The organism is Nonomuraea roseoviolacea subsp. carminata, from assembly GCF_024172185.1.
GTDB classification, from domain to species: Bacteria; Actinomycetota; Actinomycetes; order Streptosporangiales; family Streptosporangiaceae; genus Nonomuraea; species Nonomuraea roseoviolacea.
Map to the genome: position 1 here is coordinate 7,822,599 of NZ_JAMZEC010000001.1, position 26,205 is coordinate 7,848,803.

The 26,205-nt window shown below is 75.2% G+C and carries 27 protein-coding genes and 1 pseudogene; 14 read left to right on the top strand and 14 right to left on the bottom strand.

Annotation, left to right across the window (positions count from 1 at the left end; genetic code table 11):
• Positions 1–28 precede the first annotated feature (28 nt).
• Complete coding sequence (locus HD595_RS36330) at positions 29–1,084, top strand: LacI family DNA-binding transcriptional regulator (RefSeq protein WP_253777170.1); 1,056 nt, start codon at positions 29–31, stop codon at positions 1,082–1,084.
• Positions 1,085–1,102: 18 nt separating this feature from the next.
• On the opposite strand, the gene HD595_RS36335 is transcribed toward HD595_RS36330, so the two are convergent.
• Positions 1,103–2,032 (bottom strand): DMT family transporter, encoded by a 930-nt coding sequence (locus HD595_RS36335; protein WP_253777173.1) that lies wholly within the window; start codon positions 2,030–2,032, stop codon positions 1,103–1,105.
• A 296-nt stretch (positions 2,033–2,328) separates the two neighbouring features.
• Here HD595_RS36335 and pdxR point away from each other — a divergent pair, with 296 nt between their 5' ends.
• Positions 2,329–3,747: a MocR-like pyridoxine biosynthesis transcription factor PdxR gene (gene pdxR, locus HD595_RS36340; RefSeq protein ID WP_253777177.1), complete on the top strand. Its 1,419-nt coding sequence runs from the start codon at positions 2,329–2,331 to the stop codon at positions 3,745–3,747.
• 14 nt (positions 3,748–3,761) lie between these two features.
• On the opposite strand, the gene HD595_RS36345 is transcribed toward pdxR, so the two are convergent.
• Positions 3,762–4,106, bottom strand: a complete 345-nt coding sequence (locus tag HD595_RS36345) for a hypothetical protein (RefSeq protein WP_253777180.1) — start codon at positions 4,104–4,106, stop codon at positions 3,762–3,764.
• 15 nt (positions 4,107–4,121) lie between these two features.
• On the opposite strand from HD595_RS36345, the gene HD595_RS36350 reads away from it, so the two are divergent.
• Positions 4,122–5,126: an aldo/keto reductase gene (locus HD595_RS36350; protein ID WP_253777183.1), complete on the top strand. Its 1,005-nt coding sequence runs from the start codon at positions 4,122–4,124 to the stop codon at positions 5,124–5,126.
• Between the two features lie 26 nt (positions 5,127–5,152).
• Positions 5,153–5,746, top strand: a complete 594-nt coding sequence (locus HD595_RS36355) for a TetR/AcrR family transcriptional regulator (protein WP_253777185.1) — start codon at positions 5,153–5,155, stop codon at positions 5,744–5,746.
• A 225-nt stretch (positions 5,747–5,971) separates the two neighbouring features.
• Here HD595_RS36355 and HD595_RS36360 read toward each other — a convergent pair whose 3' ends face one another.
• The 3 genes and pseudogenes from HD595_RS36360 to HD595_RS36370 all read right to left on the bottom strand — a co-directional run.
• Positions 5,972–6,382 carry a RidA family protein gene (locus HD595_RS36360; RefSeq protein ID WP_253777193.1) on the bottom strand — a complete coding sequence of 137 codons (411 nt, stop codon included), beginning with the start codon at positions 6,380–6,382 and terminating at the stop codon, positions 5,972–5,974.
• A 327-nt stretch (positions 6,383–6,709) separates the two neighbouring features.
• Complete coding sequence (locus HD595_RS36365; protein WP_253781426.1) at positions 6,710–8,227, bottom strand: methyltransferase domain-containing protein; 1,518 nt, start codon at positions 8,225–8,227, stop codon at positions 6,710–6,712.
• Between the two features lie 42 nt (positions 8,228–8,269).
• Positions 8,270–8,542, bottom strand: a pseudogene (locus HD595_RS36370) (FAD-dependent oxidoreductase); the annotation flags it as partial.
• Between the two features lie 87 nt (positions 8,543–8,629).
• Between HD595_RS36370 and HD595_RS36375 the strand changes: the two are divergent.
• Both HD595_RS36375 and HD595_RS36380 read left to right on the top strand, forming a co-directional pair.
• Positions 8,630–9,217 carry a helix-turn-helix domain-containing protein gene (locus HD595_RS36375; protein WP_253777195.1) on the top strand — a complete coding sequence of 196 codons (588 nt, stop codon included), beginning with the start codon at positions 8,630–8,632 and terminating at the stop codon, positions 9,215–9,217.
• Between the two features lie 152 nt (positions 9,218–9,369).
• Positions 9,370–9,729: an ADP-ribosylation/crystallin J1 gene (locus tag HD595_RS36380; protein ID WP_253777197.1), complete on the top strand. Its 360-nt coding sequence runs from the start codon at positions 9,370–9,372 to the stop codon at positions 9,727–9,729.
• Positions 9,730–9,750: 21 nt separating this feature from the next.
• Here HD595_RS36380 and HD595_RS36385 read toward each other — a convergent pair whose 3' ends face one another.
• From HD595_RS36385 to HD595_RS36390, 3 genes are all read right to left on the bottom strand, one after another.
• Complete coding sequence (locus tag HD595_RS36385) at positions 9,751–9,948, bottom strand: hypothetical protein (RefSeq protein WP_253777199.1); 198 nt, start codon at positions 9,946–9,948, stop codon at positions 9,751–9,753.
• A 159-nt stretch (positions 9,949–10,107) separates the two neighbouring features.
• Positions 10,108–10,233, bottom strand: a complete 126-nt coding sequence (locus HD595_RS46330) for a hypothetical protein (protein WP_301309688.1) — start codon at positions 10,231–10,233, stop codon at positions 10,108–10,110.
• Between the two features lie 121 nt (positions 10,234–10,354).
• Entirely contained in the window at positions 10,355–10,933 is a 579-nt protein-coding gene (locus tag HD595_RS36390; protein WP_253777201.1) for a dienelactone hydrolase family protein, read from the bottom strand.
• Positions 10,934–11,147: 214 nt separating this feature from the next.
• Here HD595_RS36390 and HD595_RS36395 point away from each other — a divergent pair, with 214 nt between their 5' ends.
• On the top strand, positions 11,148–11,873 hold the full coding sequence (locus HD595_RS36395) for a haloacid dehalogenase type II (protein ID WP_253777203.1): 726 nt from the start codon (positions 11,148–11,150) through the stop codon (positions 11,871–11,873).
• Here the strand turns inward: HD595_RS36395 and HD595_RS36400 are convergent.
• A complete protein-coding gene (locus HD595_RS36400) occupies positions 11,827–12,756 on the bottom strand; it encodes a helix-turn-helix domain-containing protein (protein ID WP_253777205.1) in 930 nt (309 codons plus the stop codon). The genes HD595_RS36395 and HD595_RS36400 overlap by 47 nt on opposite strands.
• Before the next feature lie 100 nt (positions 12,757–12,856).
• Between HD595_RS36400 and HD595_RS36405 the strand changes: the two genes are divergently transcribed.
• The gene (locus HD595_RS36405) at positions 12,857–13,648 is read left to right on the top strand and encodes a phytanoyl-CoA dioxygenase family protein (RefSeq protein WP_253777207.1); all 792 of its coding nucleotides are present in this window, start codon (positions 12,857–12,859) and stop codon (positions 13,646–13,648) included.
• Positions 13,649–13,724: 76 nt separating this feature from the next.
• Here HD595_RS36405 and HD595_RS36410 read toward each other — a convergent pair whose 3' ends face one another.
• From HD595_RS36410 to HD595_RS36420, 3 genes are all read right to left on the bottom strand, one after another.
• The gene (locus tag HD595_RS36410) at positions 13,725–15,491 is read right to left on the bottom strand and encodes a bifunctional copper resistance protein CopD/cytochrome c oxidase assembly protein (RefSeq protein ID WP_253777209.1); all 1,767 of its coding nucleotides are present in this window, start codon (positions 15,489–15,491) and stop codon (positions 13,725–13,727) included.
• 186 nt (positions 15,492–15,677) lie between these two features.
• Positions 15,678–16,280, bottom strand: a complete 603-nt coding sequence (locus HD595_RS36415) for a dihydrofolate reductase family protein (RefSeq protein ID WP_253777211.1) — start codon at positions 16,278–16,280, stop codon at positions 15,678–15,680.
• The gene (locus HD595_RS36420) at positions 16,277–17,161 is read right to left on the bottom strand and encodes a metalloregulator ArsR/SmtB family transcription factor (RefSeq protein WP_308211381.1); all 885 of its coding nucleotides are present in this window, start codon (positions 17,159–17,161) and stop codon (positions 16,277–16,279) included. Before HD595_RS36420 ends, HD595_RS36415 begins: the two co-directional genes overlap by 4 nt.
• A 414-nt stretch (positions 17,162–17,575) precedes the next feature.
• Here HD595_RS36420 and HD595_RS36425 point away from each other — a divergent pair, with 414 nt between their 5' ends.
• From HD595_RS36425 to HD595_RS36435, 3 genes are read left to right on the top strand one after another with little or no spacing between them, the layout of a single operon-like run.
• Positions 17,576–18,787: a sensor histidine kinase gene (locus HD595_RS36425; protein WP_253777215.1), complete on the top strand. Its 1,212-nt coding sequence runs from the start codon at positions 17,576–17,578 to the stop codon at positions 18,785–18,787.
• 34 nt (positions 18,788–18,821) lie between these two features.
• Positions 18,822–19,472 (top strand): response regulator, encoded by a 651-nt coding sequence (locus tag HD595_RS36430; protein WP_253777217.1) that lies wholly within the window; start codon positions 18,822–18,824, stop codon positions 19,470–19,472.
• Positions 19,473–19,532: 60 nt separating this feature from the next.
• The gene (locus tag HD595_RS36435; protein WP_253777219.1) at positions 19,533–21,104 is read left to right on the top strand and encodes an FAD/NAD(P)-binding protein; all 1,572 of its coding nucleotides are present in this window, start codon (positions 19,533–19,535) and stop codon (positions 21,102–21,104) included.
• A gap of 42 nt (positions 21,105–21,146) precedes the next feature.
• Here HD595_RS36435 and HD595_RS36440 read toward each other — a convergent pair whose 3' ends face one another.
• Positions 21,147–22,154 carry a LacI family DNA-binding transcriptional regulator gene (locus HD595_RS36440; RefSeq protein ID WP_253777221.1) on the bottom strand — a complete coding sequence of 336 codons (1,008 nt, stop codon included), beginning with the start codon at positions 22,152–22,154 and terminating at the stop codon, positions 21,147–21,149.
• Positions 22,155–22,311: 157 nt separating this feature from the next.
• On the opposite strand from HD595_RS36440, the gene HD595_RS36445 reads away from it, so the two are divergent.
• The 3 genes from HD595_RS36445 to HD595_RS36455 all read left to right on the top strand — a co-directional run bounded on the left by HD595_RS36445 (position 22,312) and on the right by HD595_RS36455 (position 25,256).
• Positions 22,312–23,514: a cytochrome P450 gene (locus HD595_RS36445; protein WP_253777229.1), complete on the top strand. Its 1,203-nt coding sequence runs from the start codon at positions 22,312–22,314 to the stop codon at positions 23,512–23,514.
• Positions 23,515–23,550: 36 nt separating this feature from the next.
• On the top strand, positions 23,551–24,315 hold the full coding sequence (locus HD595_RS36450) for a TetR/AcrR family transcriptional regulator (protein WP_253777231.1): 765 nt from the start codon (positions 23,551–23,553) through the stop codon (positions 24,313–24,315).
• 167 nt (positions 24,316–24,482) lie between these two features.
• Positions 24,483–25,256 (top strand): SDR family oxidoreductase, encoded by a 774-nt coding sequence (locus tag HD595_RS36455; RefSeq protein ID WP_253777233.1) that lies wholly within the window; start codon positions 24,483–24,485, stop codon positions 25,254–25,256.
• Positions 25,257–25,458: 202 nt separating this feature from the next.
• On the opposite strand, the gene HD595_RS36460 is transcribed toward HD595_RS36455, so the two are convergent.
• A complete protein-coding gene (locus HD595_RS36460) occupies positions 25,459–26,049 on the bottom strand; it encodes a CAP family protein (protein WP_253777235.1) in 591 nt (196 codons plus the stop codon).
• Positions 26,050–26,205 lie beyond the last annotated feature (156 nt).

The following is a 26,205-nucleotide window of genomic DNA, read 5'->3' on the forward strand; positions in this document are numbered from 1 at the left end:
GTCCGGCCGGATGACAGGATTCCCGACCATGAGCCAGTCAGAGCGCAACGCCCGGGTTCGCCTCGTCGACGTGGCCCGCGCCGCGGGGGTGTCCAAGACGACCGTGTCCGACGCCCTGAACGGGGCCGGACGGCTTCCCGCGGCCACCCGTGAGCACGTACGGCAGGTGGCGCGCGGTCTCGGCTACCGCCCGAACGCCACGGCGCGGCTGCTGCGCAGGGGGCACACCCGGCTGCTCGGCGTCGCGGCGCGCGAGTACGTCGACACGCCCTGGGTCTACGCCGACCTGGCGTACTTCTCGCAGCTCACCACCGCCACGACCCGGGCGGCCCTGTCCCACGGGTACGGCGTCGTCCTGCTGCCCACCTCGGGGCCGGAGGACTGCTGGCTGGACATGCCGCTGGACGGCGTGTTCGTCATCGACCCGGTCGCGGGCGACCCGATGGTCGGCGACTTCCTCGCGGCGGGCGTCCCCGTGGTCTCCGACCGGCGGGCCCTGTCGGAGGCCGGGAGCGGGGCGCGCGAGAACGGCCGCTGGGTCGACTTCGACTACGACGGCGCGGCGCGCCAGGTCTTCGACCATCTGGAGGCCGCCGGCGCGCGACGGATCGCGGTCGTCGCGGCGACGGCCACCGCCTGCTTCCACCAGCGGTCCGTCGGCACCTACCACGACTGGTGCGCCGAGCGGGGCCGTGAACCCCGGATCGTCCTCCTCCCCAGCCCCGGTGTCCAGCAGATGCTCGACGCCGTGCGGGAACTGCTCGCCGCGGACGTCCCGCCCGACGCGCTCGTCACCCTCGTCGAGGTCAGCCCGCCGCTCCTGCTCGACACGATCCGCAGGCTCGGCCGCTCCGTCCCCGACGACCTGCTGCTCGTCTGCGCCACCGAAGATCCGGCCGCCTCCTACACCGATCCGCCGGTCACCACGCTGAGCTTCCTGCCCGGCGAGACCGCCCGGGCGGCGGTGGACCTGCTCGTCGACCGCATCGAGGGCCGTGCGGGCGACCACGGCCGCCTCTTCTCCGCCGACCTGCGCATCCGCAGTTCCTCGGCCTTCCCCGGCCGGCGGCCCGCGCTCGGATGACTGCCCGTGGTGCGGGACCTACCGGCGGCACTCGCCCGAGGGGACCAGGGGCTGGGACGACGTCGTCGAAACCGGGGTGACCGGCGGCTTCGCCCGGCCCGTCGACAGCCACGAGCCCAGCAGGATCAGCGGCAGGCCCACCGCCATCCCGGCGCCTGGCCGCTCGCCGAGCAGCGCCGTCCCCAGGATCACCGCCACCACCGGGTTCACGTACGTGATCACCAGCGCGCGGCCCGCGCCCGCCTCGGCGACCAGCATCCCGTAGAAGACCATGGCCGCCGCCGTGCACAGCACGCCGAGCAGCACCACCGCCGTGATCACCCCGGGGGACGGCATCACCCGGGGCACGTCCACGACGGCCGCCGGGGCGAGCAGCGCCGACGACAGCACCAGGACGGCGGCCATCGACACCCGCGGGTCGAGATCGGCCAGCCGCCGCTTGAGGATCATCGGGCCTACGGCGTAGCAGAACGCCGCGCCGAGGATCGCCGCCGCGCCGAGCAGCTCGTCCGGACGTCCGCTGACGTCCACCCCCACCAGCGCCGCCACCCCGGCGAGCCCCGCGAGCAGGCCGGCCAGCCGCCGCCCGGTCACCCGCTCGGCCGCGTCGAAGCGCCGGGCGAGCACCGCCACGAACAGCGGCGCCGCCGCGATCAGCGTCGCGGCCAGGGAGGAGGACACGTGCTGCTCGCCCACCGCGATCAGCGGGAACGGCAGGACGACCTCGGCCACGGCGAACGCGGCCAGCCAGCGCAGCCGCCCGCGGAACGCCGCCCGCACCGACCCGCGAGGAACCAGCACGAGCAGCGTCACCGCCCCCAGCGCCACCCGCGCCCACGCCAGGAAGCCGGGCGGGAGCCCGCCGTCCACCCCGGCCTTCAACAGCAGATACGGCAACCCCCACAGCAGGGACACGGCCCCGAAGGCCACCCACGCACGCGCGTTCACACGCCACCACCTCACGTCACGTCGTCCACCTGAGCCACGCAGCCCGCCGGACCACCCGCCGGACCACCCGCCGGACCACCCGCCGGGCCATCGGCCGGGCCATCCGCCGGGCCATCCGTGGGTGATCCGCGGATCACCCACGGATCACCCGCGGACCGCGCACGGATCGCCTACGGACCACCCGCGGATCACCCGCGGACCGCCTACGGACCGCCCGCGAATCGCCTGCGGACCGCCGAACCTCTCGGCCAGCCGACCGTAAGCCGCCAACCGGTACGCGGATAAGCTCCAGTTCCGTGTCGATCGAGTGGACCGGTTCGATCCCGGACCTGTTGCTGCGCCTGGACCGCGGCCGCCCCGAGCCGCTGCGCGCCCAGCTCGAACGGGAGCTGCGCGAGGCCATCCGCACCGGCCGCCTGGCGGCGGGGGAGCGGCTGCCCTCCTCCCGCGCCCTGGCCCAGGGGCTCGGCGTCTCGCGCGGGCTGGTCGTGGACTGCTTCGCCCAGCTCCAGGCCGAGGGATACCTGGTCACCCGGCTCGGCTCGGCCACGCGGGTGGCGCCCTGCGCCCCGGTGCCGCCCTCGCCGCGGACGCCGGCCGCCGCCGAGCCGCCCCGGCTCGCCGCCGACTTCCGCCCCGGCGTGCCGGACCTCGCGAGCTTCCCGCGGCACGACTGGCTGTGGGCGCTGCGCGAGGCGTCGCGCCGGCTGCCGGACTCGCGGCTCGGCTACGTCGACCCGTACGGCGACGCCGACCTGCGCGCGGTGCTGTCCGCGTACCTGGGACGGGTGCGCGGCGCGGTCGCCGAGCCGGACCGGCTGGTGGTCTGCTCCGGGTTCGCGCAGGGGTACGGCCTGCTGCTGCACGTGCTGAGGGAGCGCGGGGTGCGCCGCGTCGCCGTCGAGGACCCGGGCGACTCCGACCAGCGGCTCCTCGCCGCGCGGGCCGGTCTGGAGACGGTCGCCGTGCCCGTGGACGAGGACGGCCTCGACGTGGCGGCCCTCGCCGCCACGGACGCCCGCGCGGTCGTGCTGACCCCCGCCCACCAGTGCCCGACCGGCGTCGCCCTGGCCCCGTCCCGGAGGCAGGCGCTGGTGGCGTGGGCCCGGGAGCGCGACGCGACGATCATCGAGGACGACTACGACGCCGAGTTCCGCTACGACCGCGACCCGGTGGGGTCGCTGCAGGGGCTGGCCCCGGGGCACGTGGCCGCGCTCGGCACGGTCAGCAAGGCGCTGGCGCCCGCGCTGCGGCTCGGCTGGATCCTGTGCCCGTCGCACCTGGCCGCCGCCGTGGCCGCCGAGAAGCACCTCGCCGACCGCGGCTCGCCGGGGCTGGACCAGTTCGCGCTCGCCCTGCTCATGCGGTCCGGCCGCTACGACCGTCACCTGCGCAGGATGCGCGCCTCCTACGCCCGCCGCCGCGACGCGCTGGTGACCGCCCTGGCCCGCCACGCGCCCGGCGTCGAGCTGCGCGGGCTCGCCGCCGGGTTCCACGCGGTGGCCCGCCTCCCGGAGCGGGTCGCGGAGGAGGAGGTCGTCGCCGCCGCGCGGGAGCGGTCGGTCGGGCTGTACGGGATGAGCGGCTACCGCTCCGGCCGGGAGCCCGTGGGACCGCACGGGCGCGCGGAGCTCGTCCTCGGCTTCGGCAACCTGCGCGAGGACGCCATCGCGCGCGGGATCGCCGCGGTCGCCGACCTCCTCACCGCCCCCTGACCCGCCGCGCCCCTTCACACGCCGCCGCCAGAGGACGCGTCCCTCAACGCCGCCGTCGGAAGGAGACGCGTCCCTTCGCCCCGGCGTTGGAAGGAGACGCGTCCCTTTCGCGCCGCTGTTAAGAACGCCAGCCGCACCCCGGCGCGATGGGCGCGCTCCAGCGCCCACAGCCCCGCGTCCAGCACCTCGTCCACCTTGTGCCAGCTCGCCTCCGGCAGGCTTCCTCGACCGCCGCCCTGCGCCCCGGTCCTGATACCCGCGGCCGTCCCGGGGGCTTCATCGCGCCGATGGTCTGACAAAAATTGAAATCTGTCATCTGTCATGCCATAGTCGAGAGTGACGACGACGGCAGCACTCACCCTCAAGGAGTCCTCATGCTCACTCGTTCCCTGGGATCCACCGGGCCGCGCGTCTCCGCCCTCGGCCTCGGCTGCATGGGCATGTCCGCCCTGTACGGCGACGCCGACCGCGGCGAGTCCATCGCCACCGTCCACGCCGCCCTCGACGCCGGCGTCACCCTGCTCGACACCGGCGACTTCTACGGCATGGGCCACAACGAGCTGCTGATCCGCGAGGCGCTGAGCACCGCCCCGGCCGGGCTGCGCGACCAGGCCGTCATCAGCGTCAAGTTCGGCGCGCTGCGCGGACCGGACGGCTCCTGGGGCGGCATGGACGGCCGTCCGGCCGCGGTCAAGAACTTCGCCGCGTACTCGCTGCAGCGGCTCGGCGTGGACCACATCGACGTCTACCGGATCGCCCGCGTCGACCCCGGCGTGCCCATCGAGGAGACCGTGGGCGCCATCGCCGAGCTGGTCCAGGCCGGGTACGTCCGCCACATCGGCCTGTCGGAGGCCGGCGCCGACACCGTCCGCCGGGCCGCCGCCACCGCGCCCATCGCCGACCTGCAGATCGAGTACTCGCTCATCTCTCGCGGCATCGAGGAGCGCATCCTGCCCGCCACGCGCGAGCTCGGCGTCGGCATCACCGCGTACGGCGTGCTGTCGCGCGGCCTGATCTCCGGCCACTTCACCGCGGACCGGCGGCTGGCCGCGGACGACTTCCGCGCGCACTCGCCCCGCTTCCAGGGCGACAACCTGCGCCACAACCTCGGCCTCGTCGAGGCCCTGCGCCGGATCGCCGCGGACAAGGGCGTCACGGTCGCGCAGATCGCCATCGCCTGGGTCCTCGCGCGCGGCGAGGACATCGTGCCGCTGGTCGGCGCCCGCACCCGCGAGCGGCTGTCCGAGGCGCTCGGCGCCCTGGACGTCAAGCTGGAGGAGTCCGACCTCGCCGCGATCGAGCGGGCCGTCCCGCCCGGCGCCGCCGCGGGCGACCGCTACGCCGAGGAGCAGATGACGATGCTCGACAGCGAGCGGTGACCCTCGCAACCGGTACGGTCGTCTCCATGGCCACCACCGACGCCCTCACCCCCGAGCGCATCCTCGAAGCCACCGAGGAGGTGCTGCGCCGCCACGGCCCCGCCAAGGCGACCGTGGTCGACGTGGCCCGCGCGCTCGGCGTCAGCCATGGCAGCGTCTACCGGCACTTCCGGACGAAGACGGCGCTGCGCGAGGCCGTGACCCAGCGCTGGCTCGACCGCACATCCAGGGCGCTGTCGGGCGTCGTCGCGGGCTCCGAGCCGCCGGAGACGAGGCTGCGGCGCTGGCTGGCCGAGCTGTTCGCCGCCAAGCGCCGCAAGGTCGGCGACGACCCGGAGCTGTTCGCGACGTACATGGTGCTGGTGGGGGAGACCAGCGCGGTCGTCAACCGCCACCGGGCCGACCTCACGGGGCAGCTCGCCCGGATCATCCACGAGGGCCTCGAACGCGGCGAGTTCGCGCCGGCGGGGGCGTCGCCTGAGGTGCTGGCGCGTGCGGTGTTCGACGCCACGGGCCGCTTCCACGACCCGGCCTACGCCCGGGAGTGGGCCGATCCGGGGATCGACGCCGAGTTCACGGCCCTGGTGGATCTCGTGCTGCGCGGCCTCAGAGCTCCCTGACACTCACCGCCGCCCGGCCCCGGCGGGGCCTCTCCGGCAGGCGACCACCACTCAGGGACGGTGGCCGTGCCGGGGGCGACGGCTTGGGGCCCGTATCGAAGTCCGCTATCAACCGGCTCAGACCGGCCGTGCGCTACGAAGCCACGGTCCTCATCGCCGCAATCAACGAATGGCTCTGAACCGGCTTCTCACCCTGTCCGCTTGCGCCAGGTTGAACGCTTGCGCTCAGGAGTCAAGTACGGCGGCGACGGCTTCGATCTCGACGAGCTGGTCGGCGTAACCAAGCACGGTGACTCCCATCAAGGTGCTCGGTACGTCATGTTCACCGAACGACTCCCGGACTATCTTCCAGGCAGCCCCCAGATCTTCCTGCCGGGTGGACGCGACGAGAACCCTTGTGCTGATGACGTCCTGCAATGATGCGCCAGCGTCAGCGAGGGCCGTCTGCAGGTTCTCGATGGCTTTCGCTGCCTGACCTGCGTAGTCCCCAATCGCCGCCGTCGAGCCGTCCTCGTTCAGGGGACACGCTCCGGCGAGGAAGATGAGTCGTGACTCGGCAGGCGCCGTGGCTGCATAAGCGTACTGAGCGACGTCGGACAGAGAGGCGGAGCGGATCAAAGTGACGGCGCCAGGCATGGCCACTCACGTCCTTTCGCATAGGGGACAAAGCGACCATGCTGGCATGGGCATGTGACTGCCGCCTCCTCTTTTCGCTCGGCGGTCCGGGTCGGCGGCCGCTCGGTGACGACGGCTCAGGGGGTGACCGATCAGCGGGACGGCTCGGCGGCGGTGCCGGCCGAGGGATGGCCACGAGCGTCCCGTCGGCAAGCCCGCCCACCTGCCGGGCGCCATCAGCGGCGAGGTCACGTGTGCGCTCGCGCCGTCCCCCATGGTGAGCCACTTGGGGCGGGGCCGCTCAAGAGGCGACGGCTCACGAACGGTGGCGGATCGGGGCCTTGGCGCTCAGGGGCGGCGGCGGGCGACCATGACCGCGTCGTGGATCGTGATGTCGCGCCCCTCCGGGTCCACCACCGCGCGCGGCCGGGCCTCGGCCGTCACCACCTCCCACACGTCCGGCTCCAGCCCGGACGCCACCTCCTCGGCCGTGTACATCATGTCCGGGAAGTGCATCCGATGCGCCGTGGTCCGCAGGTCGCGCGGATGGTGGCCGACGATCAGCAGCGTCCCGCCCGGAGCCACCGCGGCGGCCAGCCGCGCGAACAACTCCCGCCGTTCCGTGCCCGGCAGGTGCATGAACTGCGCCGACACCAGGTCGTACGCGCCTGCGTCCGGCACATACTCGCGCAGGTCCGCGTGGACCCACTCGACCCGTTCGCCGACGCCCGCCTCCGCCGCGTGGGCGGCGGCCCGCTCCAGCGCCGTGGTCGAGATGTCGGTACCCGTCACCCGCCAGCCGCGCCCCGCGAGCCACACCGCGTCGGCGCCCTCCCCGCTGCCCACGTCCAGCGCCCGCCCGGGGACCAGATCGGCGGCCTCGGCCACGAGCTGCGGGTTCGGCCGGCCGCTCCAGATCGCGGGCCGGGCGCGGTAGCGCTCCTCCCAGCCCTCCCGCTCGAACATCGTCCTCATGCTGCGCCGATACGCCTCCACGGCGGCGCGGCGGTCCTCGGCGACCAGGTCGGCGTTGATCGCCGCCGCGGCGCTGAGCCCGGCCGCGGCCGAGGTCAGGACCTGGGCGCCCGCGTCGGCCACGTTGCCCGCCACCCACACTCCCGGCTCGGCCGTGGCGCCGGTGTGGTCGGCGGGGATGCGGTCGCCGACGACCTGCCCGCCCATCTCGATCTCCACGGGCTTCAGCCCCAGCGGCTCCAGCACCTCCGCCCGCGCCGTGAGCCGCGCCCCGACGACCACGACGTCCAGCTCCACGACCTCGCCCGTCACCAGCCGCACGCCGGTGAGCCGGTCGTCCGACACCTCGACCGCCGCGACCGGCTCCTCCACCACGACGACGCCGCGCGCCGCCAGCGCCTCAGCCTCCTCGGAGCCCGGCGCCGGGGCCTCGCCCAGAGGCAGCAACAGCACGTGGGGGCTCCACTGCCGCCACAGGTGCGCGAGGTGGGTCGCGACCGGCCCGCCGGCGAGGACGCCGATCCGCCGGTCGCGCACCTCCCAGCCGTGGCAGTACGGGCAGCTCAGCACGTCCCGGCCCCACCGCTCGGCCAGGCCGGGCACGTCGGGCAGCTCGTCGGTGAGCCCGGTGGCCACCAGGAGCCGCCGCGCCCGCACCCGCCGCCCACCGTCGAGCGTCACGACGAATCCGCCGTCGCGGGACCCAGCCTCATGCGCCGCGGCTGTGTGAGGTTCGGTCTCGTGCGGCGCGGCTGCGTGAGGCGCGGTCTCGTGCGGCGCGGCCGTGTGAGGTGCGGCCTCCTTGATCCCTGTGTCGCGGGATCCGGCGTCATCGGGGGAGCCCACGGACGGGGAACCCACGGATGGGGACCCCACGGACGGGGAACCCATGGGCGGGGACCCCACGGACGGGGGCGCCGCGGACACCGCGTCGTGGCGGGCCACGTGCGCCACGCGGCCGGTGACGACCTCGCCGCCGTAGCGGGTCACCTCATCGCGCCCGTCCGCCAGCAGGTCGCGGGGCGGGGTGGCGTCCCTGCCCAGGTAGTTGTGCATGTGCCGGGCGGGCGCGTTGCGCGGCTCGCCGGCGTCCACCACCAGCACGGACCGGCGGGCCCGCGCCAGCGCCAGGGCCCCGCTGAGCCCGGCGGGGCCGCCACCCACCACCACGACGTCGTACACCTCGTCTGCCATGCCGTCCGCCATGTCGTCTGTCATGATCTTCCCTTCACCGCTCATGTGCAGGGCCAAGGTGCAACGCCGGAGGCGGGTTCGACAAGTAATGTTGCTGCTATGGCAAATGACGAGGGCGACGCTGTCCTGGCGGCGGTCGGGCCGAGGTTGCGCGCGCTGCGCAGGCAGCGGGGCGCGACGCTGAGCCAGCTCGCGGAGACCACCGGCATCTCGGTGAGCACGCTGTCGCGCCTGGAATCGGGTGGGCGGCGGCCCACCCTGGAGTTGCTGCTGCCGCTGGCCAAGGCGTACCAGGTGTCGCTGGACGACCTGGTCGGCGCGCCGGCCACGGGCGACCCGCGCGTGCGTCCGCAGCCGATCGTCCGTCACGGCGTGACGTTCCTCCCGCTGACCCGCCGCTCGGGCGGTCTGCAGGCGTTCAAGCAGATCCTGCCCCCGGGCACGCCGTACGGCCACGACGAGCCGCAGACGCACGAGGGCTACGAGTGGCTGTACGTGCTGTCGGGCCGCCTGCGGCTGCGGCTGGCCGAGCACGATCTCCTGCTGACGGCGGGGGAGGCCGCCGAGTTCGACACCCACCTCCCGCACCTGATCTCCAACCCGGGTCCGGAGCCCGCGGAGGTGCTCAACCTGTTCGGCCCGCAGGGGGAGCGCCTGCACGTCCGCGCCCGCCCCAAGCAGAGCTGACGGCCCAGCGGCGCCCGGAGCGTGAGGAACGCGTTCCTGATCCGGCGCGGCCGTTCACGCTCGTGACGGCTCGCACGGCCCGCGACAGTCATGCGATCCTTACGACCTGCCCCGCCTCCCGGGGCAGCCGGACGGCGGAGAGGTGCACGGTGGTGGTGAAGGACGAAGAGGCGCCGGCCACTGTGCTGTGGCGTCCGACGGGCCCCGAAGAGCTGGAGCTCGTCCGGCGGTCGGGCTGGCGCGCCTGGCCGCCCCGGCTCCCCGAGCAGCCGATCTTCTACCCGGTGCTCGACGAGGAGTACGCCGTCAGGATCGCCCGGGAGTGGAACGTCCTGCACCACGGAGTGGGTTACGTGACCCGGTTCCGGGTCGAGACCCGGTTCCTGGAGCGCTACCCGGTCCGGCAGGCCGGCGGCAGGACCATCCTGGAGCTGTGGGTTCCGGCCGAGGAGCTGGACGAGTTCAACGCCCATCTGGTCGGCCCGATCGAGGTGGTGCACGAGTTCCGGTGACCGTTCCCGCGTGACCGCGCCTCAGCGAGCGGAGGCGAGGAGGGGGGCCTGTGCCGGGCTCGACCTCAGCACCGTGACCGCGAGCAGGGGCAGCGCCAGCGTCATGAACTGGTCCCCGAACAGCGACAGCGACTGCCCGGCCCAGAGCAGCCCGAAGTCCCGGCGCGCCGCCGCCCGCGTACGGCCCGCCACGTCGGGGCCGTCCGGCAGGGGCATCACGGCCGCACCCGGACACGGCGGCCGGGGACCTGGCGCGGCGGGCCTTGCGGATGGTGGAGCACGCCGTCCATCGTGGCCGAGCCCCGGCCGGGACCGATGGCGGATATCGGACCTCGCGCCGCGCGGCCGGGCTCGGCTCAGGCCGTCGCCGGTCGAGCCTCAGCGGGGGGCGGGCCGGGCCTGGAGGACGTCGCCGAGCTCGGCGGTGAAGCGGGCGACGCGTTCCTCGTCCCGCCGGTGGTGCGTCCCCGTGCCGCACGTGCGTGGAGACGACCAGCCCGGCACGCTCCAGCGCCGCCATGCAGGACGAGACGGTCGACTGGGCGAGACCGAGCTTGCCCTGGATGTGGCTGACGCACACGCCGACCTCGTGCGGGCCGGCGATGCCCTCGTGGAAGCGCGACAGTCAGGCGACGGGCCCCAGGAACGCCAGCGTGCGGGTGAGCAGCAGCGCGGCGGCGTCCGCGTCGTAGGAGGGCAGCGTGCGGTCGGCGAAGTAGTGCTGGTCGCCGGGATAGAGGAACAGCTCGCCCTGCCCGGCCGACTTGACGACCTCCCGGGCGAAGTCGAGATCGCCCTCGCCGGCGAAGACGGGATCGGCGTCCATGCCGTGCACCTGGACCGGCACGCCGTCCGGCCACGCGTCGCCGAACTCCGAGAGCGGCACGCAGGCGTAGTACAGCAGCGCGCCGCGGGCGCCGGGCCGGGTCTGCGCCAGCTTCTGCGCGGGCAGCACGCCGAGGGAGAAACCGGCGTAGACCAGGCCCGCGGGCAGGCTCTCGACCGCCCGGGTGCCGCGCTCGATCACCGCGCCGAAGCCGATGTCCTGGACGTACGCCATCCCTTCCTCGATGCCGCCGAACGTGCGGCCCTCGAACAGGTCAGGCGTGTGGACGGTGTGCCCGGCGCGGCGCAGTTCGCCGGCGAACGCGGTGACGCCCGGCGTGAGCCCCAGCGCGTGATGGAACAGGACGATCTCGGCCATGGTGCCCCCTGGCTGCCTTCCGCGACGTGGGTGATCCGTGACAGTAAGCCATGTCCGCTCGACCTTGTCGAACGCGCCGAGCGCCCACGTGGCCCGGTCGCGTGACGCCTCGAACCGGCGCACGGGCGGCGACGGGCGGCGACGGGCGGCGACGGGCGGCCGGACGCGGTGATGCTTCCGACGCCGATCGCGTGGGCACACACGGGACATGCCCATGGGGAAGCTCGATCCGGCGTCCATCCGCGTGGTGGCCTGTGACATCTTCGGCACGACCGTCGACTGGCGCACCGGGGTCGCCGACCAGGCCGCCCGGATCGCCGCCGGTCACGGCGTCGGCCTGGACGCCGGCGCGTTCGCCGACGCCTGGCGCGAGCGCTACCTGCCGTCCCTGCGGCGCGTGAACCGGGGCGAGCGCGACTGGGCCGGCCTCGACACCCTGCACCGCGAGTCGCTGGACGACCTCCTCGCCGAGCGCGGCGTCGCCGGCGCCTTCGACGACGCGGCCCGCCGGAGCCTCGTCCACGCCTGGCACCGCCTGCCCGCCTGGGACGACGCGGCGCCCGGACTGGCCCGGCTGCGGCGCCGCTTCGTGGTGACCACCCTGTCGAACGGCGGATTCGCGCTGCTGACCACCCTGGTCAAGGCCGCGGGGCTGCCCTTCGACTGCATCGTGTCGGCCGAGCTCGCCCGCGCCTACAAACCGGCGCCCCGGGCCTACCTCACCGTCGCCGAACTGCTCGACGTCGAGCCCGCGCAGGTCCTGCTGGTCGCCGCGCACCGATGGGACGTCGACGGCGCCCGCGAGGCGGGGCTCGCCACCGCGTTCCTGGAACGGCCGCTGGAGAAGGGGCCCGGCCGCACCGCCGACCGGGCGGCCGACGTCACCGCCGATCTCACCGTGACCGGCTTCGACCACCTGGCGGACGTCCTGGGCTGCTGAGGGACGCCGGGGCCGCGGCGTCGGTGGCCGATCGGCTGCGCCGCCGGTACTCGGTGGGCGTCAGCCCGACCAGCGTACGGAAGCGGCGGGCGAAGTAGGTCGGGTCGTCCCAGCCGACCGCGGCGCCGACCCGGGCGGCCGGCAGGGACGAGTGCGCCAGCAGGGTGGCGGCCCGCTCGGCCCGCAGCCGGGCCAGGAAGTCCAGCGGCGTCACCCCGACGTACCGCCTGAACAGCCGGCCGAGATAGGCGGCGTCCAGGCTGACCGCGCGGGCGAGGTCGTCCAGCCGCCACGGATGGGCGGGCTCCGCCTCCAGCCGGGCGACGGTGGCGGCGACGGCGGGATGGACGGCGGGCCCGGGCGCCGCCGGTCCTGGGTCGCGGCCGTCGGCCAGGACGCCGAGCACGGTGACCAGCCGGCCCAGCACCCGGCCCGGCCGGTTCCGATCGGCTCCGAGGTCGCGTTCGAGCAGGCCGATCTCCGCGATGGCCTCCTCGGCGGCGGCCGGATCCACGGCGGTCACCGCCACGCCGTGGGTGCCGGACGCCACCGGGTCGGTCCACAGCATCCGGCGCAGCATCGGCAGGTCGTACAGCGCCGCCAGCTCGGCCCGCAGCGCCTGGGCGGACAGGCAGCAGTTGGCGACCGTCAGGTCCGCGCAGTCCCGGAACCCGTGCCAGGCGCCGGGGCGCAGCACGATGACCTGGCCGGGCCGTAGCGGGTGCTCGCCCTGGCTGGTCACGTGCCGGCCGTGACCGGTCCCGATCACCGCGATCTCGAGGAAGTCGTGCGCGTGCGCCTCGACGTCGAGGTCCAGGAGGTGGACGCCGCCCAGGACCGGGCCTCCGGTGAACAGCGCGTGCTCGTGCAGTGTGGCCGGCATGTCGGGATCGTACGACTGCTCGCCGCGATCGGCCTAGCTCGCGGCGGTACGCCGCGACGAGGCTTGTGGTGTCCCGAACACGCGGATCGCGGAGGTAGGAATGGCGACGACCACGAACGAGCAGTACGTCGGCGACGTCGGAGCCGACGGGCGGGTGCCGGAGGAGCTGGTGGCGGCGTACCGCGAACACGGTTTCGTCCGAGTGCGCGGTGTCCTCGGCCCCGGCGAGGTCGAGCGCTTCCGGGCGAGCGCCGAGGAGTTCCTGGCGGCGCATCGCGCGGAGAGCCTGGAGAAGCAGGGTGTCTTCAGCCAGCTCGTCAACGTCTGGCAGCGCGACCGGACGCTGCGCGAGCTCACGCTCCATCCGCGGCTCGCCCGCATCGCCGAGCAGCTCGCCGGCTTCCCGCTGCGGCTCTGGCACGACCAGATGCTGGTCAAGGAGCCGCACAACAACGCCGCCACGGAGTTCCACCAGGACCGGCCGTACTGGCCGCACACGGGTGACCGGCTCCCGCTGTCGGCGTGGATCGCGCTGGTCGACGTGCCGCCGGAGCGCGGCTGCATGACGTTCCTGCCCGGCACCCAGGATCGCACCGGCCTGCGCCCGCAGGACCTCCACCACGAGGAGGACCTGTTCGAGATGGACCCGTCCCTGCGCTGGATCCCCCGGGTCACGCTGCCGCTGCGCGCCGGCGACTGCACCTTCCACAGCGGCTACACCGGCCACATGGCGCTGCCCAACCGCACCGACCAGGCCCGGCTCGCGCACGTCACGATCTACATGGACGAGGAGACGCGCTACGACGGCGGCGGGCACGTCGTGACCGACCCGCTCGGGCTCGCCGCGGGCGACCGGCTGGACGGCGACGCCTTCCCCCGCCCCTGGGCGTAGGCGGCCCGGCTCAGGACGGGCGCGGGAGGACGGGTGCGGGGGCCGGGCGCGATGGGCCGGGCGCGAGGGGCCGGGCTCAGCGCACCCGGGCCAGGGCGTCCATCCTGAGCCAGGCCATGCGGACCGCCAGCACGGCGAGCGCCGTCAGGGGGAGGAGCATGGCCACGGCCCCGGCCAGCCGCTGGTCGCCCGGCACGTCCGGCACCCCGGGCGGGGCGGCCAGGTCGAACCACTCGCCCCCGACCCGCGGCCCGAGGATCAGGTACGCGCCCAGGACCACGTGGACGGCGGTCACCACGGCCAGCAGCCGGACGCGGGCCGGCCACGGAACCGGGCGGGGCAGCGGGTCCACGCCGGCCAGCACCCAGAAGACGACCAGGCCCAGACCGAGGAAGAGCAGCTCCGTGAGCACGTGCGGGGCGTAACCAGACAGGGACCACGGCAGCCACGGCGTCACGTACAGCAGCACGAACCCGACCGGATAGGCGATCATCAGGGACCGCGGGCGGGGCAGCCGCCAGGAGTCCGGTGACAGGGCGGTGGCCCGGGCCGCCAGCGTGAGCGGGGCGCCCAGGCAGAGCAGGCAGGGCGAGACGACGGTGAGCACGGCGTGCTGGAGCGCGTGGACCGACAGCATCGCCCGCGCGTAACCCGCCACGCCGCCGAGCAGCACCAGCGCGGCCAGCGCCAGCCCGGCGGAGAAGGCGAGCGTCCGGGAGGCCGGCCAGCCGGGCACCCTGCGCACGCCCGCCCCGTAGCCGGCCGCCGCCAGGGCGAGCAGCAGCAGGAGCGCCGGGTCCAGCCGGACCTCGGTGACCAGCGCCGCGGGGCTGAAGGGCGCGAGGGCGTACTCCAGGACGAGGTGGTCGTGGCCGCCCCCGCCGCCGGGCGGCGGCGTGCGGGACAGCCCGACGGCCAGCCCGACCGCGGCCGCCATCACGGTCACCTCGCCGATCGCCAGCCGGACGAACGTGCGGCGCACGCCCCGGTCGGCGACCCCGGCGACCGTGTGCCGGCGATGGTTCCAGCCGAACAGCCCGAGGAGCACCAGCGCGGCCGCCTTGGCCAGCAGCAGTTGCCCGTACCCGCTCCGCCACAGGTCGGACGGCGTGCCGAGCCGCACCCACGCGCTCGCCACCCCCGAGACGGTCACCGCCGCGAAGCAGCACAGGGCGACCGCGCTGAAGCGGGGCAGCACCACCGGCAGGTCGGGGGAGCGGCGGAAGTGGACGAGCACGGCGGCCAGGCCGCCCACCCAGACCGACACCGGCACCAGGTGGGCCATCAGGGCGGAGATCGCGAGGTCGTGGTCGCCGGCCGAGGCCGCGTGCCCGACGTAGGCGGGCGGTAACAGCCCGAACGCGGCGACCGCCAGGCGTGCCCGAACCGGAGCCCCGGCGGACACGGCCACCACCAGCGCCACACCCGCCACCAGCAGCAGCGCCTGGGTCTGCGGGATGGACAGGCCGAACTCCAGCATGTCCGGCGAGGCCAGCAGGTTGACGACGGGCAGCGGGATGAGATCGGACAGCGTCGCCAGGTAGCCGAGCGCCGCCGTGCACACCCAGCCGAGCGCCCACCACCCGGCGGCGCGCGCGCATCTGCCGCCCTCGGGTGAGCCGGCCGGGGCGAGGCAGGCCGCGGTGAGCGTTCCGACGCAGGCCAGGGCACATCCGTCGGAGAAGAGCCGGACCAGCGGCAGGCCCCACACGGTGACCGGCCCGGCGGTGGGCAGCCCGGGGATCTCCGGCTCGATCGCGCCGCCGTACCGCAGGACGACGACCAGCACCACCACGCCCGCGGCGACCACCGCGCCGGCGTACACGCGCTCCGGGACCTTCATGGCGGCTCCGCCAGGTTAGGGGCGCCCGCCGCCACGAGAGCCGCGATGGCGGGCAGGAGGTGCGACCTCCGCATGGTGCCACATCGGCACGATCATGGCCATGCCGCGCGAGATCACGGCCATGCCGCACGCGAGATCACGGCCATGCCGTGCCCGAGACCACAGCCGTGCCGCGCGAGTCGCCGGTCAGCGGACGCGGTCGTAGACCAGGGCCAGCGTGCCGTGCTCGCCCGCGGCCTGGCTGACGAGCGACCACCGCCCGGCGGGCAGGCCGTCGTCGAACAGGCAGGGCCCGCCGCCGAGGAACACCGGGAAGATCGTGAGCGCCAGCCGGTCGACCTGGTCGGCCGCCAGCAGCGCCTTGATGACGCTCGCGCTGGAGAGCACGAGGATGTCGCCGCCCTCGGCCGCCCTGAGGTCCTCGACCACCTCGGCGGCCGGCCTGTCGGCGATCGTCGTCCGCTCCCACGGCGCCTCGGCGAGGGTGGAGGACAGGACCACCTTGTCGGCGTCGACGAGCCACTTCGCGAAGCCCTCGTCACGCGGGTCGGCGCCCTCCATGCCGATGACGGTGGGCCAGAAACCGAGGAAGCCCTCGGCGTTGACCCGCCCGAGCAGGGCCGTCGTCGCCGGCTCCCAGAGGCTCGTCAGGTGGTCGCGGGCGACGTCGGTGACGGCGTACGGCATCACCCAGCTCATGTCGTGGGGGTCGGCCGGTCGGGCGTAGCGGCCGTCGAGGGAGAGGCTCATGTTGGTGACGACCCTGCGGGCGGCGGTCTGCTCGGTCATTTCGTGCTCCTTGTGTCGGTGTCGTCCGTGCTCGGGGTGTTGGAGGTGTCGTCGGAGGGTGCGGCGAGGGCCGCCGCGAGCTTGTCGAGGCTCTGGCCGAAGCCGATCTCGATGCCCGCGACGAAGTCCGCGGAGGGGATGGTGCTGTCGGTGATCCGGTACAGGACGTCGAGGTCCGTGCCGGTGGTGGTGGGGCGCAGGTCGAAGGCGACGTGGGCGGTGAACGCCCGCCCTCCGCCGGGAAGCAGGGGGGAGAGCCGGTAGGAGAGGCGCTCGCCGGGGCGCACGTCCTCGACGACCCCCTCCCCGCGTCCGGCGACCTGGTCGGAGCCGTCGGCGTCCTCGGCGTCGCGGTACTCCAGGACGATCCGGCCGCCCGGCCGCGCGTCGAACACGAGCTCGGAGACGCGCAGGTCTTCGGGTGTCCACCAGCGGGCGAGCAGCGACGTCTCGGTCAGGTGGCGCCAGACCAGCTCGGGCCGGCCCGCCAGCGACCGGGCGAACCTGAACGAGCGCCCGTCGGCCCACCCGGGCTCGTCCGCGGCGAGCCGTTCCGCCTGGAGGCTCGCTCCGTAGCGGTCGTACGTCTCGCGCGGGCCGCCGGTCTGGTCGGCGGTGTCGGCGAGCCGGCCCAGCGTGGCCGCCAGCTCCCGCAGGGGCTCGGGCCGGAGCGCGTAGACGCGGCGCTGGCCGCTGCGCTGGGAGGTGACGAGCCCGGCGCGCTGCAGGGTCTGGAGGTGCTTGGTGGTCTGCGGCTGGCGCGCCTCGGCGAGCTGCGCGAGGACGCCGACCGGGCGGGGCCGCTCGGCCAGCAGGTTCACGAGCCGCCACCGGGCCGGGTCGGCCAGGGCGGCGAGGAGTGCGTCGATGCCGAGAAGTATGCCTCGTGACGAATATTCGTGTCAAGGAATATCTCTGAGGATCGTACTTTCGGCCGGTAGGACGCCCGGCCGGGAGTCTCTAACCTGAACGCCGTGCCCGCCCCGGACGACCTCGGCCCCACCTCCCCGCAGCCCGGCGACCCCTTCCTCGATCGGCCGAGGCCCGATCGCCCGGGCCGCGACGCGTCCGCCCGGCCGGAGGGCTTGAGCCGTGATGCGTTCGCCCGTCCGGAGGGCTCGGGTCGTGATGCGCCGGCCTGGCCGGAGGGTTCCGGCCGTGACGTGTGCGCCCGGTCGGCGGATCCGGTCGGTGACGCGTCGGCCCGTTCGGAGGGTTCCGGCCGTGAGGAGTCCGCCCCTCCAGGGGGCTCGGGTCGTGACGGGTCCGCCCGTCCGGAGGGGCCGGGCGAGGGCGTGGCGGGCTGGGAGGGCGTGCGGGAGCGGGCGGTCCATGAGCGTCGCCGGGCGGTGACGGACGCGGGCCTCGCGGCGGTGTTCGCCCTGACGCCGGTCTACGTGGCGTACCGGATCGCGCAGAGCTGGGGCGGTGGCGCGTGGTGGTTCGGGTGCGCCGCCGGGACGGTGGTGTGCGTCATCGCGCTGCTGCGCCGCGGGAACCGCGCCCGGGCGGCCGCCGCGGGCCTGGCCGTCGCCACGGCGGCCGTCCTGACCGCCCGCCTCGCGCACCTGCCCGCCGAGCCCGGCCCGGCCATGGCGCTCGCCCTGGCCGTCCTCACCGGCTCCGCCGTCCGGGCGCTCCCGTGGCGGCGGGCGGGCGCGGTCGCGGCGGGAGGGCTCGCCCTGGCGGTGCTCGCGTTCGCCACCTCCGCCGCGCACGCGACCGTGGCCGAGCTGTACGGCCTGGCCTGGCTCGCCGCCGCCGGCCTCGGGCTGGGGACGCGCCTGCTGCACGCCCGCCGCCGGGCCGCCATGGAGCGGGTACGCCGGGACGAGCGCCTCCGGCTGGCCAGGGAGCTGCACGACGTCGTCGCCCACCACGTCACCAGCGTGGTGCTCCAGACCCAGGCCGCCCGGCTGGTGGCCCGCCGGAGCCCCGACCGGGTGGACGTCTGTCTGGCCGGCATCGAGGCCGCCGGCTCCGACGCGCTCGCCGGGGCCCGCCGCGTCGTCGGCCTCCTGCGCGACGGCGCCCCCTCTCCGGAGTCCGCGGCGCCGGCGCCCGCCGCCGTGTCCCACCGCGACGACCGGATCGGCGAGCTGGTGCGGCGCTTCACCGGCCCCCCGGTACGCTTCCGCCTCCCCGAGGGCGAGCCGGGATGGCCGCCCGAGGTCGCCACCACCGTCTACCGGATCGTCCAGGAGGCCCTCACGAACGTCTCCCGCCACGCCCCCCACGCCCGCTCCGTCTCGGTCACCGTCACCGAGGACGACGACACGATCGCCGTCGAGGTGGCCGACGACGCCCCGCCCGCCCCCGCCCGCCGCCTCCGCCGGGGCGGCGCGGGCGGAGGCTCCTGGGGCGGCGTGCGAGGCGGCGGGTACGGCCTGATCGGCATGCGGGAACGCCTGGATGCCCTCGGCGGCTCGCTCACCGCCGGCCCGCGCCCGCAGCGCGATGGCTGGGCCGTCCGGGCCACCCTGCCCCTTCCCGCGCGAGGACGCTGATGGCCACCCCGCCCGTCACCGCCCGGAGGCCCCCATGACGATCAGGGTGCTGCTGGCCGACGACCAGGCGATGGTCCGCGCCAGCCTGCGCATCATCCTGGAGGACGAGCCGGGCATCACCGTGGTGGCCGAGGCCGCCGACGGCGAGGAGGCGGTCGCGCTGGCCCGCGAGCTGCGCCCCGACGTGTGCCTCGTGGACGTGCAGATGCCCCGTCTCGACGGCGTCGCCGTCACCCGCGCCCTGGCCGGCCCCGGTGTTCCGGACCCGCTGCGGGTGGTGGTCGTGACGACGTTCGACCTGGACGCGTACGTCCACGGGGCGCTGCTCGGCGGGGCGGCCGGGTTCGTGCTGAAGGACGCGGGCCCCGCCCTCCTGGTCGAGGCCGTGCGGGCGGCGCACGCCGGGGACGCGCTCATCTCGCCGTCGGTCACGCTGCGGCTGCTGAGCCGCCTCGCGGGCACCGGCGACGGCCCCCGGCGCAGGCCCGTACGGGCGCTGTCGGAGCGTGAGGCCGAGGTGGTGCGGGCGGTCGCCCGGGGGCGGACCAACCAGGAGATCGCCGCCGAGCTGTCCATCTCCCTGAGCACGGTCAAGGGGCACATCGCCGCCGTGCTGGCCAAGCTCGGCGCCCGCAACCGTGTCGAGATCGCCGCCTGGGCCTGGGAGAACCGCGCCGTCCCGTAATGCATGCATATCAGGTAGGAAATATTGACAATGCCCGACGTGGCGCGTAGCTTCGTGATCATGAAGCAGGGCTGTGCGGGAGGGGACAGGGGGCGCGCCGGCACGGTCGTGGTGGTCGGCGCCGGGCCGGCGGGCGCGTGCGTGGTGCGGCGGCTCCGCGCCCGCCTCCCCGAGCCGTCCGGCGACGGCCTGGACGTCCACGTCGTGGACCCGTACCCCTCCCACGCCTTCGAACGGGCCGCGCGAGCGACGCCCGGCCCCGTCCGCGTCCACCTGCACCGGGAACGCGCGGCCGGGCTCACCGGCGGCGCGGGCCGGCAGCGGGTGGAGCTGTCCGGCGGGACCCGGCTGGAGGCCGACGCGGTGGTGCTGGCGCTGGGCGACCACGGCGCGCCGCCGTCGCCCGCCGAGGCGGAGCAGGCCCTGTTCGCCGCCCGTCACGGCCTCCTGTACGTGCCCGCCGGCCAGGCCGCCGACCCCGACCCGGGCCTGCTCCCGGCGGGCGAGCCGGTGCTGGTGCGCGGCGCCGGTTCGGCGTTCACGCGGCTGCTGGCACTGCTCGTCTCCGAGCGGGGCGGCCGGTTCGCCGGCGGGCGCGGCGGCGAACCCGTCTACCTGCCCAGCGGCGACGAGCCGCTCCTGTACGTGGGCTCGCGCCGCGGCGTGCCCCACCAGGCCCGCCCCGGCCACCGCCTGGCCAGGCCGCCCGCCCTGCCCCGGTTCGTCACCCGCGACACCCCGCCGGAGGAGCTGCGGCGCGCCGTCGGCAAGGAGCTGGCGTACGCGTACTACCACGAGCTGTTCACCGCCCACCCGGAGCGCACCCGCGTCGGCTGGGACGCCTTCGAGGCCGCCTTCGAGCAGGCCGAATGGGGCGGCAAGGAGATGCGGGCACTGGTCACCAGGTCCGTGCCGCGCTTCGCCGACCGGCTCAACCTGGACCGGCTGGACCGGCCGCTGCACGGCATGCGCTTCGGCGACCTCGCCGGGCTGCAACGGTGGATGCACGGCTACCTGGCCGCCGGGCTGGAACGCCGCGCCGACCCCGGCCACAGCGCCGACCTGGCGCTGGTCCACGGCGTGCTCTCCGCCCGGGCCGTCCTGGCCGGCCGCGAGCCCGATCCGTGGTTCGAGCGGCTGTGCGGCTTCCTGGCGGGCGGCCCGCCCGTGTCGCGGCTGGCCGAGCTGCGGGCGCTGGCCCGGGCGGGCGTGGTCACGTTCCTCGGCGCCGGCATGCGGGTGGACCAGGACGAACGCACCGCTTCCTGGCGGGCGTCCGGCGCGACCGTCCCGGGCGCGGTCGGCGCGCGTGCCCTGGTCGAGGCGCGACTGCCCGGGCCGGGCCTGAGCCGCGCCGTCGACCCGCTGATCGCCGCACTGCGCGCCCGGGGCGAGTGCCGGGAGACGACGGGTCTCCTGGACGTACGGGCGGCGGACCGCGGGCTCGTCACCGCGGCGGGCGACGCCCATCCCCGCCGCTTCGCCCTCGGGCCGTGGACAGCCGTGACCGCGCGTCCCGAGGACCACACCGCCCGCCCGGAGGACGACGCCGCCCTGCCGGGACAGGCGGACGCGGTGGCGCGCGCCGTGCTGGCGCGGACGGCCGCGTCCCCGCTGGGCGCGGCGGCCTGACCGCCGCCGGGCATGTCGGAGCCGCTGGGCTCATGGGAAGCGTCAGCGGGCGCGGGCGGTGGACGCCCGCTCGACCAGGTCGGGCTGGAAGATGACCTGGCGGTGCTCGTGGAAGTCCGGCTGGTTGGCCTCCTCCAGGAGCATGAGCGCGGCCGTGTGGCCGAGCTGCTCGCGCGGCTGCCGGATCGACGACAGCGGCACGGCCGCAGCCGCGGCGAAGTCGATGTCGTCGTAGCCGAGGATCGCCACGTCGTCCGGCACCCGCAGGCCGTGCCGCGTCAGCTCCTGGAGCACGCCCAGCGCAACCAGGTCGTTCGCGCAGAAGACCGCCGTGGGACGGTCGGCGCGGGACAGGCCGGCGACCTGCTCGCCGGCGGTGCGGCCGGTGGCGACGGTGAGGTCCGGCAGCGGGATGACGGTCAGCCGGTCGCCGGGCGTCATCGCGCCGGCCAGCCCCTGGTGACGCTCCTCCACCTGGCGGACGGTGAACGGCCCGCCCGCGAACGCGATGTGGCGATGCCCCCGCTCCCGCAGGTGCAGCCCGGCCAGCCGGCCGCCGAGCACGTCGTCGGCCGCGACCGCGCAGCCCCGGCCCTGCCGCGAGGAGTTGTCGAACACCACCACCGGGATGCCGCGCGCCACGAGCCGGCCCAGCCGCCGGTCCTGTCCCTCGGCGTTCACCGGGGTGATCAGCACGCCGAAGGGCCGTTCCTCCTCGAACATCTCCAGCAGCCGCGCCTCGCGCGCGGCGTCCTTGCTGCTGTTGACGACCATGACGTTGAGGTCGGCGGTCTCCGCCGCGGCCTCCACGCCGCGCAGCACGTCGATGACGAACGGGTTGGACAGGTCGAGCGCCACCACGCCGATGGTCCGGCTGCGGCCCGCGCGCAGGTGGCGCGCCGAGCCGTTGCGCACGTAGCCGAGCTGGGCCACAGCCGCCTGCACCCGCAGCCGCGTCTCCTGGGCCACCAGCTCGGGACGGTTGAGCACGTTGCTGACGGTGCCGACGGAGACCCCGGCGAGGCGGGCGACCTCTTTGATGCTCGACATCGTTCCTCGTGTCCGCTGGGCGCTCTGCCGGCCAGCGTGATCATACCGTACGCGCCCCGAACTCGATCGAAACGATTTTCTCCGGTTAAGGCGATTGCCTTATTAAGGCGGCTGCCTTAGCGTCAAGATCGACCCGACATCGACTTGAGGGGGCGTCATGACCGAGTCCGTGCCCACCTACCCCTTCGACCGGGAGGAGGCCCTGCGCCCGCCGCGCGAGTGGGGCGAGCTGCAGGAGAAGTGCCCCGTGGCGCACGTCCGGCTGCCCAGCGGCGACACCGCCCAGCTCGTCACCCGCTACGACGACGTGCGCGCCCTGCTCACCGACCCCCGCTTCCGGCGCGGCGGCCAGGACGCCGCGCGGATCGCGACCACGCAGGACGGCGGCCTGTTCGCCCGCAACACCATGACCATCACCCAGGGCGAGGGCCACCGCCGGTGGCGGCGGCTGCTCAGCCCCTCCTTCACCATCCGCCGGATGGAGGCGTGGCGGCCCCGCGTGCAGGCCATGTGCGACGAGCTGGTCGACGACCTGCTGGCCGCCGGGTCACCGGCCGACCTCTCGGTCCGGCTGGGCCTGCCGCTGCCGGTGCGGGTCATCTGCGCCCTGGTCGGCGCTCCGGCCGAGGACCAGGACAGGTTCGCGCACTGGTCGCGGGTCATGCTCACCCTCACCCGCCACACGCAGGAGGAGGTGCAGCAGGCGTACGAGGAGTTCGACGCGTACGTCTCCGCCCTGGTGGACGCGCGGCGCGCCGAGCCCGGCGACGACCTGCTCAGCGAGTTGACCCAGATCTCCGACAGCGAGGACGGCCGGCTCAGCCACGAGGAGCTGATCGCCACCGTGCGGGCGCTGCTGCTGGCCGGGCACGAGACCACCTCCAACATGATCGCCATCATGGTCGCCATGCTCCTGGCCGAGCCCGAGCGCTACCAGGCGGTCATCGACGACCCCGGCCTCGTCCCCGGCACGGTCGAGGAGGTGCTGCGCCTCGACAGCACGCTCAGCGTGGTCGGCTTCCCCCGCGTCGCCGGCGAGGACCTGGACATCGCCGGAGTGAAGGTGGCCGCCGGGAGCACGCTCATCCCGTGCCGTCCCGCCGCCAACCGCGACCCGCGCAAGTTCGCCGACCCCGAGCGGTTCGACCCGCACCGGGACAACGCCAACCAGCACCTCACCTTCGGCGCCGGCCCGCACTACTGCCTCGGCCAGCCACTGGCCCGCCTGGAGCTGCAGGTCGTGCTCGGCACGCTGGTCCGCCGGCTGCCTGGCCTGCGCCTGCGCGACGGCGCCGAGGCCCTGCGCCTGCGCACCGGGCTGCTGTCGGGCGGCCTGGAGAACGTCTGGGTCGCCTGGTGACGCGGCGCGTCCCCCGGTGACGGGCAGGCGGACGGTGTGAGCTCGCCCCGCTCGGCCGCCGCGCGGCGCCTCATCATGCGCGCGGCCGAGCGGCTCTACGCCACCCGCGGCCTCGCCGGCGTGTCCATCCGGCAGATCGGCGAGGCCGCCGGGCAGCGCAACAACTCCGCCGTGCAGTACCACTTCGCCGGGCGCGACGCCCTCATCGAGGCCGTCCTGGCCGAGCACGCCGCGGCGATCGAACGGCACCGGCTGGCCATGATGACCGCGCTCGGCGACCCCGCGCGGATGTCGCCGCGCGACCGGCTCCGCTGTGCCGTGCTGCCCCGCGTGGAGCACCAGATCGCGCTCGGCACGCCGTCCTGGTACGCGCGCTTCCTCGCCCAGATCGCGGTCGAGCCCGCGCTGCGGGAGCACGCCGTGCGGGTGCACCTGGAGACGCCGTCCCTGCGCCGCCTGTACGACGCCATGCACGCGGAACGGGCGGCCGTGCACGCGGAACGGGCGGTGGTGCACGCGGAACGGGCGGTGGTGCACGCGGAGCGGGCGGAGGGGACCGCGCGGGCAGGACGCGGCGGCCGGGAGTCCTGGGCCGAGCCCGGTGCGACCGCCCGCCGGGAGGCCATGACGCGCCAGCTCGTCGTGCACATGTGCGCCGAACTGGAGACGGACCTGGCGGCCGGGCGGGCGGCGGGCCGCGTCGGGGCGGTGGAGGCCGCCGCGGCCTGGCGGCGCCTGGGGGACGACCTGGTCACGGGCCTGCTCGGCCTCGTCGCCGCCCTGGACGCCGACGACGCGTGAGGCCGAGTCCCCGGGCTCGGATGGTGAGTCGGGTCCCTGCGCCGGACGGTGAGGCCGGGTCCTCGGGCCCGGATGCCCAGGCCCGGGGCGGCTCCGGGGGCGGCGGGCCCGCCTCCTAGCGTGGGGGTCCTGACGACGCGATCGAGGACGCTCGGGAAGGAGTGCGCGTGAGCGAGACCGTCCTGGTGACCGGCGCGACCGGCCGGCTGGGCAGGGCCGTGGTGCCGAAGCTCGTCGAGGCCGGGTACGAGGTGCGGGCCATGAGCCGCGCCCCGCGCTCGGGCGGCGGCGCGACGTGGGTGGTGGCGGACCTGACCACCGGGCGGGGGCTGGCCGAGGCGCTGGACGGCGCCGGCACGGTGATCCACCTGGCGTCGGCGCCGTACAAGGGGAGGTACACCGAACAGGTCGAGGTGGAGGGCACACGGCGGCTGTGCGCGGCGGCCCGGGACGCGGGTGTGGGTCACCTGCTCTACACCTCGATCATCGGGGCGGACCGGGTGCCCTGGGGCTACTTCGGTACGAAGGTGCGCACCGAGGAGGTCGTGCGGGCGGGCGGGGTGCCGTGGTCGGTCGTGCGGGCCGCACAGTTCCACGAGTTCGTGGCCCAGGCGTTCGCGACGGTGGCCCGGGCGGGGGTGCTGGTCGTCGACCCGGGAGTCGCGGCGCAGCCGGTGGACGTCCGGGACGTGGCGGGTCGGCTCGTCGGGCGGACGGGGGAGGGGCCGAGCGGCCGTACGGAGGACTTCGGCGGCCCCGAGGTCCTCAGCCTGGAGGAGGCGGCTCGGCAGTGGCTCGCGGCGCGCCGGTCGCGGCGGCCCGTCGTGCGGCTCCGGCTTCCCGGAAGGCTGGGCGCCGCCCTCCGCGGCGGCCACCTCACCACCCGCGAGACCCCTACCGGCGTCATCACCTGGAAGCGCTACCTCCAGGAACACCCCTGAGCCCGGCGTCACGGCTCCGATGAGCGGCGGCCGCGGGGGGATGGCGGGCGGCTGAGGGAGGGGGCCGCAGGTAAGGGGAGAAAGCGGGTGGGGGAGAGCGCGGGCGTTCGCCCCTGGAGGTGGGACGGCGCGCGCCCCTGGAGGTGGGAAGGCGCCCGCCCCTGCGGACGGGCGCTCCCCCCGGGCGGGCCGGCAGGCGGGGTCACCTCTGCGGCAGGACGTTCTCCCGGTAGCGGCCCGTGACGTTGCCCGGAGCCTTGTACGCGCACACGACGTACGTCTCGTACGCGCTCGGCCCCTGTCCCGTGGCCTGGGCGCAGCCGACCTTGGTCGTGCCCTTCCAGACCACCTGGGTGAAGGAGCCCGTGCGCGTGGAGAAGCCGGGGTGGGCGAAGTCGTAGGTGCGTCCGCTGTCGTACCAGCTCTTGACGGCGGCCGTGCAGGACGCCGTCCGGCCCGGCGTGAAGGACCGGTACCAGTGGACGTTCTGGCCGTACTGCCGTGACGCCGGCTGACTGCGTGCGCCCTCCAGGCCGTCGTAGCGGGTTATCTGGTCGGCCCGCTGTTTGGCGTAGGCGACGAGCGCCTGGTCGGTCGTGAGGTTCGGCGCCCCGTGGCGCGCACGGTAGGCGTTGTGGGCGGTGAGGCATTCGTTCTGGAAGGCCGTGTCCGTGCGGGTGGGCAGCGGCGGGCGGGCCGAGGCCGCCTCGGCCGGTCCCGCCAGGGCCACGAGTGAGGCCAGTGCGCTCACGGCCGTCGCCGCCTTGATCGTCCGCGCGGTGGGTCGGGGCATCTCCACTCCAATCGGTCCATCGCCCCGGTCGGGCCGTCGTGCCTGATCAGAGGCGAGGCGAAGGACAGATCGAAGGTCGCATCCCGGTGACGGCCCGCGCGATGTCGGCGGGAGATACGGGATGGCCTGCGGTTTTGCGGCGTGTCCCCTGTAACG